General features: G+C 22.3%; 22 protein-coding genes and 1 tRNA gene. 4 read left to right on the top strand and 19 right to left on the bottom strand.

Annotation, left to right across the window (positions count from 1 at the left end; genetic code table 4):
- Positions 1-52: 52 nt before the first annotated feature.
- Complete coding sequence (locus AACL24_RS13415; protein WP_252320718.1) at positions 53-445, top strand: hypothetical protein; 393 nt, start codon at positions 53-55, stop codon at positions 443-445.
- On the opposite strand, the gene AACL24_RS13420 is transcribed toward AACL24_RS13415, so the two are convergent.
- The 6 genes from AACL24_RS13420 to AACL24_RS13445 form a co-directional block, all read right to left on the bottom strand.
- A complete protein-coding gene (locus AACL24_RS13420) occupies positions 446-1,060 on the bottom strand; it encodes a hypothetical protein (protein WP_339047327.1) in 615 nt (204 codons plus the stop codon).
- Positions 1,033-3,309, bottom strand: a complete 2,277-nt coding sequence (gene rnr, locus AACL24_RS13425; protein WP_339047329.1) for a ribonuclease R — start codon at positions 3,307-3,309, stop codon at positions 1,033-1,035. Before rnr ends, AACL24_RS13420 begins: the two co-directional genes overlap by 28 nt.
- 106 nt (positions 3,310-3,415) lie before the next feature.
- Positions 3,416-3,679 carry a preprotein translocase subunit SecG gene (gene secG / locus AACL24_RS13430; RefSeq protein WP_174480339.1) on the bottom strand — a complete coding sequence of 88 codons (264 nt, stop codon included), beginning with the start codon at positions 3,677-3,679 and terminating at the stop codon, positions 3,416-3,418.
- Between the two features lie 363 nt (positions 3,680-4,042).
- Complete coding sequence (locus AACL24_RS13435; protein WP_339047331.1) at positions 4,043-5,107, bottom strand: hypothetical protein; 1,065 nt, start codon at positions 5,105-5,107, stop codon at positions 4,043-4,045.
- Positions 5,108-5,259: 152 nt separating this feature from the next.
- Positions 5,260-6,380 (bottom strand): IS3 family transposase gene (locus AACL24_RS13440; protein WP_339047333.1). Its coding sequence is split into 2 segments (ribosomal slippage): positions 5,260-6,137 and positions 6,137-6,380, totalling 1,122 coding nucleotides; the frame shifts between segments, so codons are not numbered across the junction.
- Positions 6,381-6,411: 31 nt separating this feature from the next.
- Positions 6,412-6,891: a hypothetical protein gene (locus AACL24_RS13445; protein ID WP_339047335.1), complete on the bottom strand. Its 480-nt coding sequence runs from the start codon at positions 6,889-6,891 to the stop codon at positions 6,412-6,414.
- An 829-nt stretch (positions 6,892-7,720) separates the two neighbouring features.
- Between AACL24_RS13445 and AACL24_RS13450 the strand changes: the two genes are divergently transcribed.
- Positions 7,721-8,602 carry a DegV family protein gene (locus AACL24_RS13450; protein ID WP_339047337.1) on the top strand — a complete coding sequence of 294 codons (882 nt, stop codon included), beginning with the start codon at positions 7,721-7,723 and terminating at the stop codon, positions 8,600-8,602.
- Positions 8,603-8,652: 50 nt separating this feature from the next.
- Here the strand turns inward: AACL24_RS13450 and AACL24_RS13455 are convergent.
- From AACL24_RS13455 to AACL24_RS13490, 8 genes are all read right to left on the bottom strand, one after another.
- Positions 8,653-8,727 (bottom strand) — tRNA-Trp (locus AACL24_RS13455).
- Between the two features lie 59 nt (positions 8,728-8,786).
- Positions 8,787-9,248 carry a Fur family transcriptional regulator gene (locus AACL24_RS13460; RefSeq protein ID WP_339047339.1) on the bottom strand — a complete coding sequence of 154 codons (462 nt, stop codon included), beginning with the start codon at positions 9,246-9,248 and terminating at the stop codon, positions 8,787-8,789.
- A 25-nt stretch (positions 9,249-9,273) separates the two neighbouring features.
- On the bottom strand, positions 9,274-9,531 hold the full coding sequence (locus AACL24_RS13465; RefSeq protein ID WP_339047341.1) for an acyl carrier protein: 258 nt from the start codon (positions 9,529-9,531) through the stop codon (positions 9,274-9,276).
- 60 nt (positions 9,532-9,591) lie between these two features.
- Complete coding sequence (locus AACL24_RS13470) at positions 9,592-10,065, bottom strand: hypothetical protein (protein WP_338988238.1); 474 nt, start codon at positions 10,063-10,065, stop codon at positions 9,592-9,594.
- A gap of 1 nt (position 10,066) precedes the next feature.
- Positions 10,067-11,311, bottom strand: a complete 1,245-nt coding sequence (locus AACL24_RS13475; RefSeq protein ID WP_339047343.1) for a hypothetical protein — start codon at positions 11,309-11,311, stop codon at positions 10,067-10,069.
- A 548-nt stretch (positions 11,312-11,859) separates the two neighbouring features.
- The gene (locus tag AACL24_RS13480) at positions 11,860-12,039 is read right to left on the bottom strand and encodes a hypothetical protein (RefSeq protein WP_339047345.1); all 180 of its coding nucleotides are present in this window, start codon (positions 12,037-12,039) and stop codon (positions 11,860-11,862) included.
- A gap of 3 nt (positions 12,040-12,042) precedes the next feature.
- Positions 12,043-12,174 (bottom strand): hypothetical protein, encoded by a 132-nt coding sequence (locus AACL24_RS13485; RefSeq protein ID WP_339047347.1) that lies wholly within the window; start codon positions 12,172-12,174, stop codon positions 12,043-12,045.
- A 12-nt stretch (positions 12,175-12,186) separates the two neighbouring features.
- On the bottom strand, positions 12,187-13,071 hold the full coding sequence (locus tag AACL24_RS13490; protein ID WP_339047349.1) for an IS3 family transposase: 885 nt from the start codon (positions 13,069-13,071) through the stop codon (positions 12,187-12,189).
- A gap of 96 nt (positions 13,072-13,167) precedes the next feature.
- Between AACL24_RS13490 and AACL24_RS13495 the strand changes: the two genes are divergently transcribed.
- Complete coding sequence (locus AACL24_RS13495) at positions 13,168-13,590, top strand: transposase family protein (RefSeq protein ID WP_339045912.1); 423 nt, start codon at positions 13,168-13,170, stop codon at positions 13,588-13,590.
- Positions 13,591-13,839: 249 nt separating this feature from the next.
- Here the strand turns inward: AACL24_RS13495 and AACL24_RS13500 are convergent, their stop codons facing one another.
- Positions 13,840-14,247 (bottom strand): transposase family protein, encoded by a 408-nt coding sequence (locus AACL24_RS13500; RefSeq protein ID WP_339047351.1) that lies wholly within the window; start codon positions 14,245-14,247, stop codon positions 13,840-13,842.
- A gap of 23 nt (positions 14,248-14,270) precedes the next feature.
- Positions 14,271-14,693, bottom strand: a complete 423-nt coding sequence (locus AACL24_RS13505; protein ID WP_339045912.1) for a transposase family protein — start codon at positions 14,691-14,693, stop codon at positions 14,271-14,273.
- 96 nt (positions 14,694-14,789) lie between these two features.
- Between AACL24_RS13505 and AACL24_RS13510 the strand changes: the two genes are divergently transcribed.
- Positions 14,790-15,182 carry a transposase family protein gene (locus tag AACL24_RS13510; RefSeq protein WP_339047353.1) on the top strand — a complete coding sequence of 131 codons (393 nt, stop codon included), beginning with the start codon at positions 14,790-14,792 and terminating at the stop codon, positions 15,180-15,182.
- Positions 15,183-15,365: 183 nt separating this feature from the next.
- Here AACL24_RS13510 and AACL24_RS13515 read toward each other — a convergent pair whose 3' ends face one another.
- The 3 genes from AACL24_RS13515 to AACL24_RS13520 are packed head-to-tail and all read right to left on the bottom strand — an operon-like array spanning position 15,366 to position 16,265.
- The gene (locus AACL24_RS13515) at positions 15,366-15,629 is read right to left on the bottom strand and encodes a transposase (protein ID WP_339047355.1); all 264 of its coding nucleotides are present in this window, start codon (positions 15,627-15,629) and stop codon (positions 15,366-15,368) included.
- A gap of 31 nt (positions 15,630-15,660) precedes the next feature.
- Positions 15,661-15,828: a hypothetical protein gene (locus AACL24_RS15640; protein WP_422398102.1), complete on the bottom strand. Its 168-nt coding sequence runs from the start codon at positions 15,826-15,828 to the stop codon at positions 15,661-15,663.
- The gene (locus AACL24_RS13520) at positions 15,825-16,265 is read right to left on the bottom strand and encodes a transposase family protein (RefSeq protein ID WP_339047357.1); all 441 of its coding nucleotides are present in this window, start codon (positions 16,263-16,265) and stop codon (positions 15,825-15,827) included. The genes AACL24_RS15640 and AACL24_RS13520 overlap by 4 nt, the downstream gene beginning before the upstream one ends.
- Positions 16,266-16,275: the final 10 nt, after the last annotated feature.

Below are 16,275 nucleotides of genomic sequence, written 5' to 3' on the forward strand. Positions count from 1 at the left end.
GGCTTTTTGTTAATTTTATATATTAATAAACAACTGAAAGGAGTCTAAGGACATGGCAGGAGAGTTAAATACTAAACCAATAGCAGTAAAAAATAGTCAATTTTATCAAGGCGATTTGGGTTTTGATAAAAATAATAATGATAAAGTAATTATTTATAAGATTTTAACTGGTAAAAAACTTGAGGTTTGCAAAATTATTATTGATGAACAAAATCATATTTTAAAAATTTCTACGAAAACGGAAATTATTAATGAAGATGAATTCGAAATTTACACATTTGCTTTAGAAGCAGATACTGCTGATTTTATTTTAAAACTTATTGCTAAAAATCAAATTAATGCTGAAATTAATTATGCATTTATAAATAATATTGAAGATTCTTATAATATATCTGAATCAGACTCATTAGAAGAAAAAAAGAAAAAAATTAGGAAACTCTTTTAACTATTTATAAATTTCTTCTCAATTATAAACTGAACCATAACACAAAGCTTTAATTTTAAAATCATTGTTATTATTGATAATTTCTAAAATAGTTTGGGCAATAGAAATCCCTGAGGCAACTATATCATCAATAATAATAATTTTTTTTTTATTAAAAAATTTAATATATTTAGGTAATAAATGAATTTTATTAGTAATTTCCATTTGTCTTTCGCTAACTTTTAATTTATTTTCTCAAAATTTACGGTAGTTATCAACTTGGAAAATATTATTAATAAATAATATCTCATAATTTAATTTTTTTTTAATAATTTTAACTAATTCAATTATTACCAATTCTAAACTACTAACTGAAGTAGGTTTTTTTGGCATCATAATAAAATAATCTAAATTTTCAAACAAATTAAATTTTTGACCAACTTCAAATAAATTAGTTGCTAATCTTATTATAGTATCTTGTTCAATATTTACTTGCTTAATTAAGTTATAATCTTCATTAACTCATAATAAATCCGGATATTGTTTTAAGCCTGGCGATTTAAAATAATTATAATAATAGCATTCAATGTTAAGATTGCTTTGTTGAATTAATCTTTTTTGCCCTTGTATTTTCATTTTTTTACTCCATTTTTCTTTTCATTTTTATTTTTTTTAACTTTACCATTTAGTTTTATCTTTTTTCTATATTTAAAATTATTTGCTTTATACATTTTTGATGATTGATTATTATTATTTTTATCACGGTTTTTATTTTGCTGACCATTTTCTTCTAAAATAAAATCAATAGTTCTAGCAACTTTATTTGCACTTTTAACAAGAACACTGACCTTTTGACCAAGAGCATACTGTTTTCGTTTTCTTTCACCAAACAAAATCATTGCTTTTTCATTAAAAATATAATAATCATCAGTCATGTCTGCAATTCTAATTAAACCCTCAATTGTATTATCTAACTCAACAAATAATCCAAAGCCATTTACACTAGAAATTATACCTTCAAATTTATGACCAATAAATTGCATCATGTATTCTGCTTTTTTCATTTGATCTACAGCTCGTTCACACTCTAATGCTTTTAATTCCATATTACTAGATTGCTCAGCAGCTCAATTACTAAAACTTTGATATTTCTCAATTATTTTAGCATTTATTTCTCTTTTAACTATATATTGGCGCAATAAACGATGAACTATTAAATCAGGATAACGTCTAATTGGCGAAGTAAAATGTGTATAATAATCACTAGCAAGTCCAAAATGGCCAATACATTTATTAGTATACTGTGCTTTTTCCATACTTCTTAATAATAAAGTTGATAAAACTTGAAATGTTGGTAATTGTTTTAAAGAATTTAATAATAATTGTAAATCTTTTGAACTAATATTTGTGATTTTTGGATTTAGTTTAATGCCCATTAATTTCAGAATTGTAACCATTTGATGCATTTTTTTAGAACGAGGATGTTCATGAACACGATAAATAAAAGGTAATTTCATATCAAATACAGTTTTAGCAACTACTTCATTAGCTCTAATCATAAAACTTTCAATTAATTTTTCAGCGATATCACGAGTTCTTAAAATAATATCAGTTACTTCTCCATTGTCATTAATAATTGTTTTTGCTTCATTAATTTCAAAATCAATTACTCCAGCATCTTGTTTAAACTTTCATAAAATTTGGTGCAATTCTTTTGCTTTTAGTAACATTTCTCAAATTTGTGGATGTGTTTTAATAAAATTTGGATTTTTACCATTATATCCATCATTTACTTCATCATAATTCATTCTTCTTGCTGATTTCATAAATGCCTGATAAATTTTATGTTTTACTGTTAAACCATTCTTATCAATCTCCATATCACAAACCATACATAAACGTTCTACTTGTTCATTTAAAGAACAAATACCATTTGATAACTGCGTTGGTAACATAGGAATAACACGATCTGCTAAGTAAACAGATGTACCGCGAGTAAATGCCTCTTCATCTAAAGGACTATTTTCTGTTACATAATGACTAACATCAGCAATAGCTACAATTAAACGATAATTACCATTAGCTAGTTTAGTAACACAAATAGCATCATCAAAATCTTTAGCATCTTTACCATCAATTGTAACTAATAACTCTTTAGTCAAATCAATACGACCAATTTTATCTGATTCTAACACTGTTAATGGCACCTTATCTGTTGCTGCTAATGTTTCAACATCAAATTGTGCTTTAATGCCAATTTCATAAATAACAGCTAAAATATCAACACCAGGATCATTAATATTACCCAATATTTTAGTAATAGTAACATTAAAAATATTCTGTTCAAAATTTTTAATTTTTGCAACAACAATATTATTTTCTAACGCTTTATCAGGATTTAAAATATTAACTTCATACTGTTGTAACTTTGCATTTTGAATTAATAATGTTTTTACTTTCGTATCTGCATTAACAATAACAGTACCAACAAGAAGATTAGTATCACGTTTAATAATTTTTAATACTACAGCCTCATCATTCTGATTATTAATTTTCACTAACTTACATAATACTTCATCATTATTTAACGCATTATTTATGTTTTTTATATTAACGTAATATTCTTCTTCACTATTTAATAATTTAACAAATCGAAATCCTTTTTTAGTAATTTGAATTTTGCCAATAAATAAATTATTATTTTTTAGCATATAAAATTGTTGTTCTTTATTTTCCAAAATAATTTCACTATTTTTCAATTCTTCTAAATCAGCAATAAGTTCTTGCTGTTGATGATGATTAGTAATATTAAGTTTCACTATTAAATCAACCGTTGATAAAGGTGTAATACTATTTTGTAACTCATTAATAATCTCTTGCTTCATTTCAATCAATCCCAACTTTATCCTAATTATATAATTAATTATAATCTATCTTTTAAAATTTATAAAAAGGCACATTTTAGTGTGCCTTTTTATAAAATAATTATCATTAATTTATAACTCCAATAGTATTAATAAGAATTCTTACTATTATTGCCATAGTAAATAACGATATACCTAATACTAAAGTGGCAATAGAAAATAACTTACTTCAACCACGTTCTTTAGTACTAGCAAATAATTCTTGATTACCCCCACTTAAAGCACCAAGTCCATTATGATTTTTTTTACCTTGTAATAAACCTAAAATTACTAATAATATAGCGATAATTAAGGCAATAATTTCAAAAGCAAAAATAATGTTTTGACTCATTTTGTCACTTCCACTTCTTTATAATATTATTAATTTTACACTTAATTTTACTAAAAATAAAAAAATTTTCATAATTATTATTATGACTTATTCCAAAATTAAAATTTTAATTATGAAATAAGCCTAATATGTTATGTTTTATAATTCTTTTATAGGAAAATTTATTAACTTTATTCTGGTTCAATTTCTAAGTAATTTCCAACAGCATTTGTTACAATCTTTCATCCATGTTGATTGGTCATCAATAAAAAATGTTTATTTCTGAAAAATTATTATACATAACTTTAACCAAAGTTTTTAAATTACTATCACTTAAACTATTTGCTAAGGTTCCTATCAATTGTGGAAATTTAGTAATTTCACTTAAAATTTTTTTTCAAAAAGTTGATAGTTATCTTTATTATCTTGATAAATTTCTGCTAATTTTATTCACATATCATTACTAATACCTAATTTAATTTTACTTGATTCTGTATATTGTGGAGTTTTATTGTCTAAAGGTATGTAATATTTTTCTATTTTATTATATTGATTATGGGAATTGATATCAGCATTATGAGCATGCGATCAATTATACACTAAATATGCTATTCCACCAACTATAATTACTCCACCCACAACTCATCCAATAGGCCCTCCTTCAATCATAACAGATGCACCACCTTCAACAACCTCTTCGCCAATAGCAATCGCACCTTCTTCACCAACCTCTAATAAAGGCACTGCTTCTTCTGTTTCAACTACTGTTGTAGCTTGTGGAGAACTTATTCATTTAACAACTTTATATGCAGGTGGAATACTCATAGTTGTGGTAGTGGCTAGACCTTTTAATAAATATTCATTTTTATTAGGTGTTATAAAAACTATTCCATATTTATGCAATTCAACAATTTTTTCAAATTGTGTTCAACTAGCATCAGTAAAATGTTGTCCATAAATTTCTGTTAGTTTTTTTCTTACATTATTTTTACTTTCTGTAGATGTGGTGTGATAAATATCTAATAATTTTTGATCAATAATTTGTGTTTTTAAAATATCACACTTTGGTTTCTGATTTATTCTAGAGCCTGTACTTTGATTACTTTGTTGATTTCTATTTCTAGAACTAGTTCCAATGTTAAAAGATTGTTCAGATGTTGATGGCAAAACAGCGCTTCCACCTGCTAAAGGTGAAGGGGTTGTTGTTGTAGTGATGTGCAAATTACTTGGTTTATAATTTGATATATCTTCAAGTGTAGTAAAAGTAACACTAAAATCACAATCATAAATAATATTCAAATTTTCTGTAAATATTATACTGTTTGGACGAAACATATCTGATAGCGGAATTATTAATGTAGTTGAAGTTAAAAATGAAGAGAAATCTATACCCGGCACAAAGTCGAAATGAAAAACTAAATCAGGATTTAATTCTCATAACCTTTCCATAATAGTACTCGGATCATTACGTCTAATTTGTCCTAAATTAGTATTTCTAAGTAAAGTTGATAATCTTACGCTTTGTTCATTAATAGTAAAAGTTACATTTAAATCACTATCAAAAACAATATGAGGATTTGGAATGGCAACACTTTTTAGGACTATTTTTTGGTAAACATTTGTTGTTGATATTTAACTGGAGTTAAGTAGTTTAAAGTGCTGTGAATTCTTATATTGTTATATCAATTGATGTAATCAAATAATTCTAATTTTAATTGGATTAATGATGTAAAATTTTTATCATTAATAAATTCGGTTTTAAAAGTTTTAAAAGTTGCTTCAGCAACAGCATTATCATAAGGACAACCTTTTTTACTTAAAGAACGGTTAATGTTGAATGCTAGTAAAAGTTTATCAATAATTTTATTGTTAAATTCATTACCGCGATCACTATGAAATATTTGAATATCTTTTAAACAGCGATTTGATTGCATAAATGCTTGATGTACTAATGATGCATCTTTTTTAACTCCAACACTATGTCCGATAATTTCGCGGTTAAATAGGTCTATTAATAGGCAAATATAGTTTCACCTACCATTAACTTGTACATAAGTTAAATCACTAACAATAACTTCATTTTTAATCCTATTCTTAAATTTTCTATTAACAAGATTAGTTATTTGACTATCGTTAACTTTGTTATTATGATTTTTAAATGATAATTTAGTATATTTTGATATTAAATTATGTTCATTCATAATTTTTTTAATTTTTCTGCGCGATAAATAAATTTCTTGGTTTTCTAGAATTTTTTTTAATCTTCTAGTACCATAAACTTCTTTATTTTCTTTAAAAGCACTAATAACAGCTTCATCATAAATATTATTTTTGATTTTATTTTCTTTTTTCTTTAAATTAAAATAATATGTTGATTTAGATATTTTTAAAAAACGACACATTGTGCGAATTTTATATTTAGCTTTATTTTTGACAATAATTTCTATTTTCTGCCTATTATTAGTGCTGCTTGCTTTAAAATATCATTTTCCATTCGTAATTGCTTTAATTCTTTTTTTAATTTAATTAATTCATTTTCTTCAAAAGAACGATTATCTTTAGTTTTAAAACTTACTGAATTACTAAATTGCTTAATTCAATTGTAAGTAGCTGCTCTTGTAACATTATATTTTTTAGCAAGGCAAGATACTGATTTGCCACTTTGATATAAAGCTACTATTTGTTTTTTAAATTCATCGGTATATGAGTTAATATTGGCCATAATTATAGTTCCTTTCTTTTAACAAATTTGTTTACTTGTCTACGTAATTAGTGTCCAATAAATTGTAACCCATCCAATTATTCTGTTGAAAATCATAAACATTTTCTGATAAAATTTGAAAATTATTTATGCCTATAGGATGTCTATTTGTAAAACTAGGATAACGTAAATGCAAATCGGGATTTAAAAAATTTAGTCTCTCTATTATTGTTAATGGTGCATTATCTAACAATTCTCCTAACTCAGTTCTAATAAGAATACTTGATAATGTTAATCTTTGAGGTGTAAAGTTAATAGTAAAATTTAAATTTTTTGGAATATTTCTTGCGGGATTTTGATCGTAAATGTTAATACCAGCATGCACTGTTGCATTAATATTTATAATGTTTTCAAATTCAATATTTTCTAAAAAATCTTCTCTAGATAAAATTGGATGATTAATTTCTCTTAATCTTTGAATAATATGTTGTTTATCATTCGCTTCAATTTGACCAATATTAATTGTTGTCATTGTTTTTTGTAAACTTGGTGGAGTTTGCCTTTTAACTCTTTTTTTTGTAGAATTTACTCTTTCATCTTTTTCTTCTAATTCATTTTCTGTTTCAGTTTCTATTTTAGTTAAAGTACCACTTTCAGCAGGAATACCACTAGTTAATGCAATTGATGCAATGATTGTTTTAATAATTTTCTTTTTTCATAATATAACCCTCTCTTTAAATCTTTAAATTTTTCATAATGTAATCATTTTATATGATTTATGAAATAAAACAGATTTGATATAAAAATATCGGGGTTTTAGAAATCTAAAATATATTCTTTGATAATTAGAAAAACACAACATATTGATTTACATCATTAATATTTTCATCAATATTTCAATATTGATTTGAGTTTTTAAGTGGTCATTCATTTATTTGGATTTTTTTATTTTTATTACTTAATGAGTTTTATTTTTTTGACTTATTTATATAAATTTTTCTTGATTTTTAAAAAGTAATATGCTGATAGTTTTGATTTAATATATTTTCTTAGATATCTAATTGAAAAATATTTTTTCCGTCTTTAATAATTTTTAATTTTGAAAAAATATTTAACTTATTAATAAAATCCTTTCATGTCAAAATTAGTGTTAATTATATAACACAATTGTTTTTACAATACATTAAGTTTTTTAGAATTAATGTTCTGATAAAAAATCTAAGAAACAAGAATCAACCATTCCAAAAACAACATATTAACTATTTTATATATCTTTCAATGATGAAAGTCCATTTTTAAGTAAAAAATATATGTTATAATTTAATAAATAAGTAAAAAATATTATAGTTAGGTTGAGAAAATTGAAAAAAAAAATTGGTATTGTCGCTGATTCCTCTTCAGGATTTTCAATTAAAGATTTAAAAGAAATGAATATTGGATTTTGTCCATTATTAATCACTTTTAGTGATGATACAACTATTACTGATGAACCTAACATTCTAAAGGATGAAGAATTCTATAATAGAATAGTTCATGAAAAACAATCTGCCAAAACTTCGCAAACACCACTTGGTCAAATGAGTATAATTTGAGAAGATGCTTTAACTAAATTTGAAAAGATTATTTTTATTCCTTTATCAAAGGGGTTATCGGGTCAATATAACACTGCTACTATGTTATCAAAAGAATCTAATTTTAAAGATAAAGTTTTTGTTTTTGATAGTAATGGTGTTTCAGTTATTAACTGACTATTAGTTAAAAAAGCATATCAAATGTCACTTAACGAAAAAAATAATGTTAATAATATTATAGAAGCACTAAAATTAATAAGAGATAACTATATAGCATTTATTTTACCTTATGATTTAAATTATTTAGTTCGTGGTGGTAGGATTTCAAAATCAGCAGCAGCCTTAGCTACTATGTTAAAAATAACTCCAATTTTATCTTTTGACGGAACCATTGATAAATTTGATAAAACAAGAACATGAGATAAAGCTATTAAAAATACTCTTAAAGAAATTAATAAAAGTAAAAAAATAGAAAGCATTACTCTCTTTTACATTATTCATGCTTTTGCTGAGGCAAAAGAAATAGAAAAAATTACAAAATTTGTTAAAGATTATGGCATTAAAAACGTCAAAACTATTAATTTAGCAAACGTAATTTGTGCTCATACAGGAATTGGAACCTTCAGTTTTGTTGCTTTTAATTTAGATAAAGATAAGTTACCAAAATTATAACAATAAAAAATTCACTTTTATGAGAAACATTTAAAAGTGAATTTTAATAATGGCAGGGGTGGCAGGACTCGAACCCACAACACTCGGATCTGAAGGCCGATGTTCTACCATTGAACTACACCCCTAAAATATTTAATTTAAATAGTACATGTTCAATTTTACGCGAAAGAAGTTTTAAGTTCAATTAAAATTTCATTTTTTTTATTTTTAATTCACATTTATCACAAATTCCATGAATTTCTAACTTATAATGTGAAAAATAAAAATTATTTTTAGTTGCTAATTTTTCAAGTTTTTCTTCTTGTAATGGTGAAATTTGTTGTTTATCTTCGAAAGAGGCATGAATAATTTTATTACAAAAATTACAAATAATATGAACGGTATTTTCTGATAGTTCATAAATTATTTGTTTTCCTTCAAAAACATTAGCATGAATAATATGTTCTGTCATTAATAAATCAATAGTATTATAAATACTCATAATATTAATATTATCATTACCTTCTTTTGTTAAAAAACTAATAATATCATTAATACTAACATGTTGCTTAAACGTTAATACTTTAATAACTGCTTTACGAACATCAGTTAAACGATAGTCTTTATCTTTCAACTTTTGGATAATATTTTCAAAATTTTTATTCATACTAATCTCCTGATAAAATATAATATTACTTTTTTTTATTTTTTTCAATTGCTACTAATCTTTTAATTTCATTTATTAAATCTTGAACTGTTTTTGTTTGTAAATCCAGTAATTTATTATCATTAATTTTTACATTATGTTTTTCTTCTATTTTAATAACAATCATTACTAATTTAAGAGAGTCAATTTTTACATCTTTAAATTTAGTTTTGGGTGTAATTTTTTCTTTAATTTCTGGATAATCTTTTTTAATAATTTGATGAATTTCACTTAAAATATCCATAAATTCACTCCTAATTTAAATCATTTTTATTAATAGTTATACTTAGTATAACATAGAGCATTAAATTTTATTTGTTATTTTAAAATATCATTCTAAATAATCTAGTTTTAAATTAGTATTATATTCAACTCATACAGCATTATTTAAAATATTAAAATGAAAAATAAAATTATTAATTTTTCATTGTGGAAATGTTTTAATAATTAACTTTAAAAATATGTATTGAAATAAATCTTGATTAAATTGTATTTTATATATAATCTGTGACTGATTTGCTAAGATAGTACTATTTTTATCTAAAATAATTGTAATACTTTCATTTAATTTTTTAATATCAATAGCTTCTACAACTATGTCTGGATTTAAATTTTCTTTTTTATCATCTACGGTCTCTAATTCTACATCATATTCTTTTACCATTTCATTTAAATTTTTATTAGTTGAAAAATTTTTGATAATAAAAAATAACATAATACTTAATGTAATAGTGATAGTAATAATTAAAATGCTAATTTGTAACCTACGTATAAACATTTTATACCTTTATTTGACTATGAATTAAATACTTATAATCAATAAAACTAAAGTTATCACTACTATAAAATTTTAATATTTCATTGTAAGTTAAACTAAAATTAGTGGTTGTCACTCAATTTTCACTATTATTTCTTATTAATTTTTTAATAAAAATAGAATGATATGGACCACCAATAATTGGTTCACTACTTTCTTCAATAAATTTTAAATTAATATCATATTTAAAAAAGGTTTGAAAATTAAATGGAATATTTATATTAAAGTGAAAACATTCAAATCTTGGTAAATCAAATTGATTTTTTCCTATTTCATCATTCAATACTATTTTATTTACAATGCTATTATAAATAGTACTATAAAATTCTAAATAATATTCATCAATATTTTTTTTATTACGTAATAAAAAAGCTGGTATTTTATTATTTTGATAAAATTTTGATAGATTTTCATTAATATTTAATGATGTATTTTGTTGTAAATCAAAATTATTATTAAATATTAATATTTTACGTAATATTGTTTCTTTATCATCATAATAATAATCTTTTACTTTTGGAAAATGTGATACTAGATAACGTTTTATTCTTATTGGCACTATATTTGCAGTATTAATATTATTACCAGAAAACTTAAAAACCTCATCTAATCTTGATTTTCCACCAACTATCATGTTCTTCATGATCTTTTTAGAAAAAATATGATAAAATCCTTTATCAGAGAAATTTGTCGTTAAAATAATGGGATTTTTAATTTCCAAATTAAAATTTGTTGTAATAAACATTTTTGGTTTAATTTGTAATTGATACTGTGGATTACTATTAAAATAAAAACTAAGTGTTCCATAATTATGTTTATTATTAATATGACGAACTTGTTTTAAATTACTAGGTTTTTTACAATTAAAACTATAATTTAAAATATTTATATTATCTTTTTTAATTGCTATTGCTGGTAAAATTATCTTATAAGTTTTCATAACCATATGTAAAAAAGAAATATCAGCATATGGACCAAGTTTATTATTTTCAAGTAATTCTAAATATGAAGAAGTAAGAAATACTCACTTAATTGATTTAGATATCACAAGTTGTCCACTTGCCTGCTTAATATTACTATAATTCAAATCATATTGAAACGTTACATCGTCAAGTAATCCTTCACTTGGTTCTTTGTTAATATCAAAATCATAACTATATGCTTCTACAATTTGAAGTTCAATATAATAATAACTGCTTTTTTGCAAAGTTTGGATTGGAAAGCCAACCACTGTAAATCTATCTTGGAATTAAAAATAATTCTTTTTCATAAATGGGGCTGTTTTTTACATCACTCGTTAAATTCATCTTTTGTTCTAAAAAACTACGCGAATTCAATAAATCAATGCTATTAATCTTCATTTTATATCCTTAAATTAAATATAAGTATAAAAAACGCTTAATAGCCGTTTTTTCTAATTTTTCATATTCTTTGATATGATAATATTTTTGGACGGTTGTCAAAGGACGTATGAGATTAACCCTTAGAATTATGAGTAACATTAACAATATAACTGCAAATTCTATTATTTTTTAATTTAATTATAACATATATTTTAAAAATATTAAAATATATAATTTCAAAATTACATTTAAATAACACAAAAATTCTAATCTTAAAATTAGAAATAAAAAATATTAAGTTTTAACTTATTAGACTTCTTGCAAAACCTATCTATTAAAAATTTAATTTTTAATAGATAGGTTTTGCAAGAAGTCTAATGTATAATTTGATTGATTTTCTATATTTGGCATTTTAATCTCCGTTCATATTCAATAATTTTTCTAAAACATAATTAGTTTTATCAAAATCTCTAATAAGTCATTTTTTTGTTTCTGAACGATTGTTAGTAACATTAATTAACTTTTCTATCATATCGATTAACTCTTTTTTATCTGCTCTATCAAAAATGACTTGTAAAATTTCATCTAACATAATTTAATCTCCTTTTATAAATTTAAATTGCATATTTCCAATAGTATCTCTATTATTACCACAAATAATTAAATATCCAGTTTGATTATTTTCTAATATTCATGAATAAAAAATATCTTGTGGATGGAATGGCAACACTTTTTAGGACTATTTTTTGGTAAACATTTGTTGTTGATATTTAACTGGAGTTAAGTAGTTTAAAGTGCTATGAATTCTTATATTGTTATATCAATTGATGTAATCAAATAATTCTAATTTTAATTGGATTAATGATGTAAAATTTTTATCATTAATAAATTCGGTTTTAAAAGTTTTAAAAGTTGCTTCAGCAACAGCATTATCATAAGGACAACCTTTTTTACTTAAAGAACGGTTAATGTTGAATGCTAGTAAAAGTTTATCAATAATTTTATTGTTAAATTCATTACCGCGATCACTATGAAATATTTGAATATCTTTTAAACAGCGATTTGATTGCATAAATGCTTGATGTACTAATGATGCATCTTTTTTAACTCCAACACTATGTCCGATAATTTCGCGGTTAAATAGGTCTATTAATAGGCAAATATAGTTTCACCTACCATTAACTTGTACATAAGTTAAATCACTAACAATAAATTCATTTTTAATCTTATTCTTAAATTTTCTATTAACAAGATTAGTTATTTGACTATCGTTAACTTTGTTATTATGATTTTTGAATGATAATTTAGTATATTTTGATATTAAATTATGTTCATTCATAATTTTTTTAATTTTTCTGCGCGATAAATAAATTTCTTGGTTTTCTAGAATTTTTTTTAATCTTCTAGTACCATAAACTTCTTTATTTTCTTTAAAAGCACTAATAACAGCTTCATCATAAATATTATTTTTGATTTTATTTTCTTTTTTCTTTAAATTAAAATAATATGTTGATTTAGATATTTTTAAAAAACGACACATTGTGCGAATTTTATATTTAGCTTTATTTTTGACAATAATTTCTATTTTCTGCCTATTATTAGTGCTGCTTGCTTTAAAAGACATATTCCGTAATTAAATTTTTTAAAAGTCAATTAATAATTTTAAAATTTATTTTATAATTTTGTTATTAACAATAAATTTAGAAAAGTGTTGATAAAAATGATTTTTGAAAATTTAAAAAAATTAAAAAATGAAGAATTTTATAGATATTTTGGTATAAAACGTTTTCATTTTAATGAAATGTTAGAAAAATTAATTGAAATAGAAAAATTAGAAAAAAATAAAGGTCGAAAAAATAAACTTTCAGTAGAAGAAAGATTAATGATGACTTTATTATACTGAAAAGAATATTATACTTTTTTTCAAATGAGTATTAAATCTAAAATGAGCCCATCAAGTTGTTTTCGAAATATTACTTGAGTAGAAAATAAACTTAGTAACCACAAAGATTACCAATTTTTAAAAGAAAGATATAAATTAAAAATTGATAAAAAACAAGAAAATTCAAATGAATTTCAATTTTATTTAATTGATTCAACTGAGATTGAAATTGAAAGACCAACTAAAAAAAACTACAGTTAGAATATTTTTCTGGTAAAAGTTGAATGTATTCTATAAAATTTCAAATTGGACATATTCCGTAATTAAATTTAATTAATTGTCAATAAAATTGTTTTAAAACTATTTAGTGTTATTGAATATAGAAATAAATATTTTTTGAAAAAATAGTTTAAAAAATGAGTTTACATTTTAAACAAAAAATTGTTAATAATATTTTTATATTAACTCGATAAAAATTTAAATTTTAAAAAAATATTTTTAATATTTTTTTTATTTTAATGGTTTTATTTTATTAAAAATTTCACAAAGTAAGTTAAATCTTAAGTACATAAGTCTAAATTTAGATTTTCTACATTTATTTACTAAAATTTTGAATCTTTTCAATCAAGCAAAGACATGTTCAACTTTAATTCTAATTTTAGATACAATCTTATTGTATTTTCTTTCTTGTTTAGTTAATTTTTTATTTTTAGTTCTTTTAATTGGTATTATTGTATTTTTATAAATATTTTGTATACCTTGATATCCTAAACCACCAATAATTATTGTTTTTTCTGAAAATTTAAGATTTGAATTTTTTAATATTTGAAAATCATGCACTTTACCATTATCAGCAAAAATATCAACAATTTTTTTATTAAAAAAATCATATACAATTTGAAATTTTATAGAATACATTCAACTTTTACCAGAAAAATATTCTAACTGTAGTTTTTTTTAGTTGGTCTTTCAATTTCAATCTCAGTTGAATCAATTAAATAAAATTGAAATTCATTTGAATTTTCTTGTTTTTTATCAATTTTTAATTTATATCTTTCTTTTAAAAATTGGTAATCTTTGTGGTTACTAAGTTTATTTTCTACTCAAGTAATATTTCGAAAACAACTTGATGGGCTCATTTTAGATTTAATACTCATTTGAAAAAAAGTATAATATTCTTTTCAGTATAATAAAGTCATCATTAATCTTTCTTCTACTGAAAGTTTATTTTTTCGACCTTTATTTTTTTCTAATTTTTCTATTTCAATTAATTTTTCTAACATTTCATTAAAATGAAAACGTTTTATACCAAAATATCTATAAAATTCTTCATTTTTTAATTTTTTTAAATTTTCAAAAATCATTTTTATCAACACTTTTCTAAATTTATTGTTAATAACAAAATTATAAAATAAATTTTAAAATTATTAATTGACTTTTAAAAAATTTAATTACGGAATATGTCTATTGTATATGATTTTTTTAATAAAAAAATTGTTGATATTTTTGCTGATAATGGTAAAGTGCATGATTTTCAAATATTAAAAAATTCAAATCTTAAATTTTCAGAAAAAACAATAATTATTGGTGATTTAGGATATCAAGGTATACAAAATATTTATAAAAATACAATAATACCAATTAAAAGAACTAAAAATAAAAAATTAACTAAACAAGAAAGAAAATACAATAAGATTGTATCTAAAATTAGAATTAAAGTTGAACATGTCTTTGCTTGATTGAAAAGATTCAAAATTTTAGTAAATAAATGTAGAAAATCTAAATTTAGACTTATGTACTTAAGATTTAACTTACTTTGTGAAATTTTTAATAAAATAAAACCATTAAAATAAAAAAAATATTAAAAATATTTTTTTAAAATTTAAATTTTTATCGAGTTAATATAAAAATATTATTAACAATTTTTTGTTTAAAATGTAAACTCATTTTTTAAACTATTTTTTCAAAAAATATTTATTTCTATATTCAATAACACTAAATAGTTTTAAAACAATTTTATTGACAATTAATTAAATTTAATTACGGAATATGTCCAAAATATCATTTTCCATTCGTAATTGCTTTAATTCTTTTCTTAATTTAATTAATTCATTTTCTTCAAAAGAACGATTATCTTTAGTTTTAAAACTTCCTGAATTACTAAATTGCTTAATTCAATTGTAAGTAGCTGCTCTTGTAACATTATATTCTTTAGCAAGGCAAGATACTGATTTGCCACTTTGATATAAAGCTACTATTTGTTTTTTAAATTCATCGGTATATGAGTTAATATTGGCCATAATTATAATTCCTTTCTTTTAACAAATTTGTTTACTTGTCTACGTAATTAGTGTCCAATAAATTGTAACCCATCCATAGTTCTGATAAAAATTTCGTTTTTGAATTTTTTAAAATTTTAAAATCATGATTTTTACCATAAGAAAAATAAGAACTTATAATTTTTTTACTATCTTTTTCAATTATGACTTGAGTTTTTATTGTATGTTTTTTCTTTTTTCCTGAATAATATTGTTTTTGACTTTTTTTGGGCGTTGAATAGTACTTTCAGTCACATCAATGATAACTGTTTTATCTTTAAAATTATTATTTAACAGTGATTTTTGCCCATCAAGTTGTTGAAAATCAGGATGTTTTATTAAAGTATTTTCTATTCACTTGATATTCCTATAGCAACTACTTTCACTAATTCCATAACTTTTAGCAATATGAAAATAAGTTCGATACTCTCTTCAATATTCTAAAGTCATTAATAAACGATTTTCTAATGATAATTTATTAGGTGTACCACCATTTTTAAACTTTTTTACTTCTTCTGTCTTTAAAATTTCTAGAATTTTATTAAAAATAATATCATTTATACCAGTTAATCTTAATAATTCTGGATTGTTAATAGTTTTTAATTTATCAAACATCATAGATTACCTA

This window comes from Spiroplasma endosymbiont of Colias croceus (assembly GCF_964020095.1).
Taxonomy (GTDB): Bacteria; Bacillota_I; Bacilli_A; order Mycoplasmatales; family VBWQ01; genus Spiroplasma_E.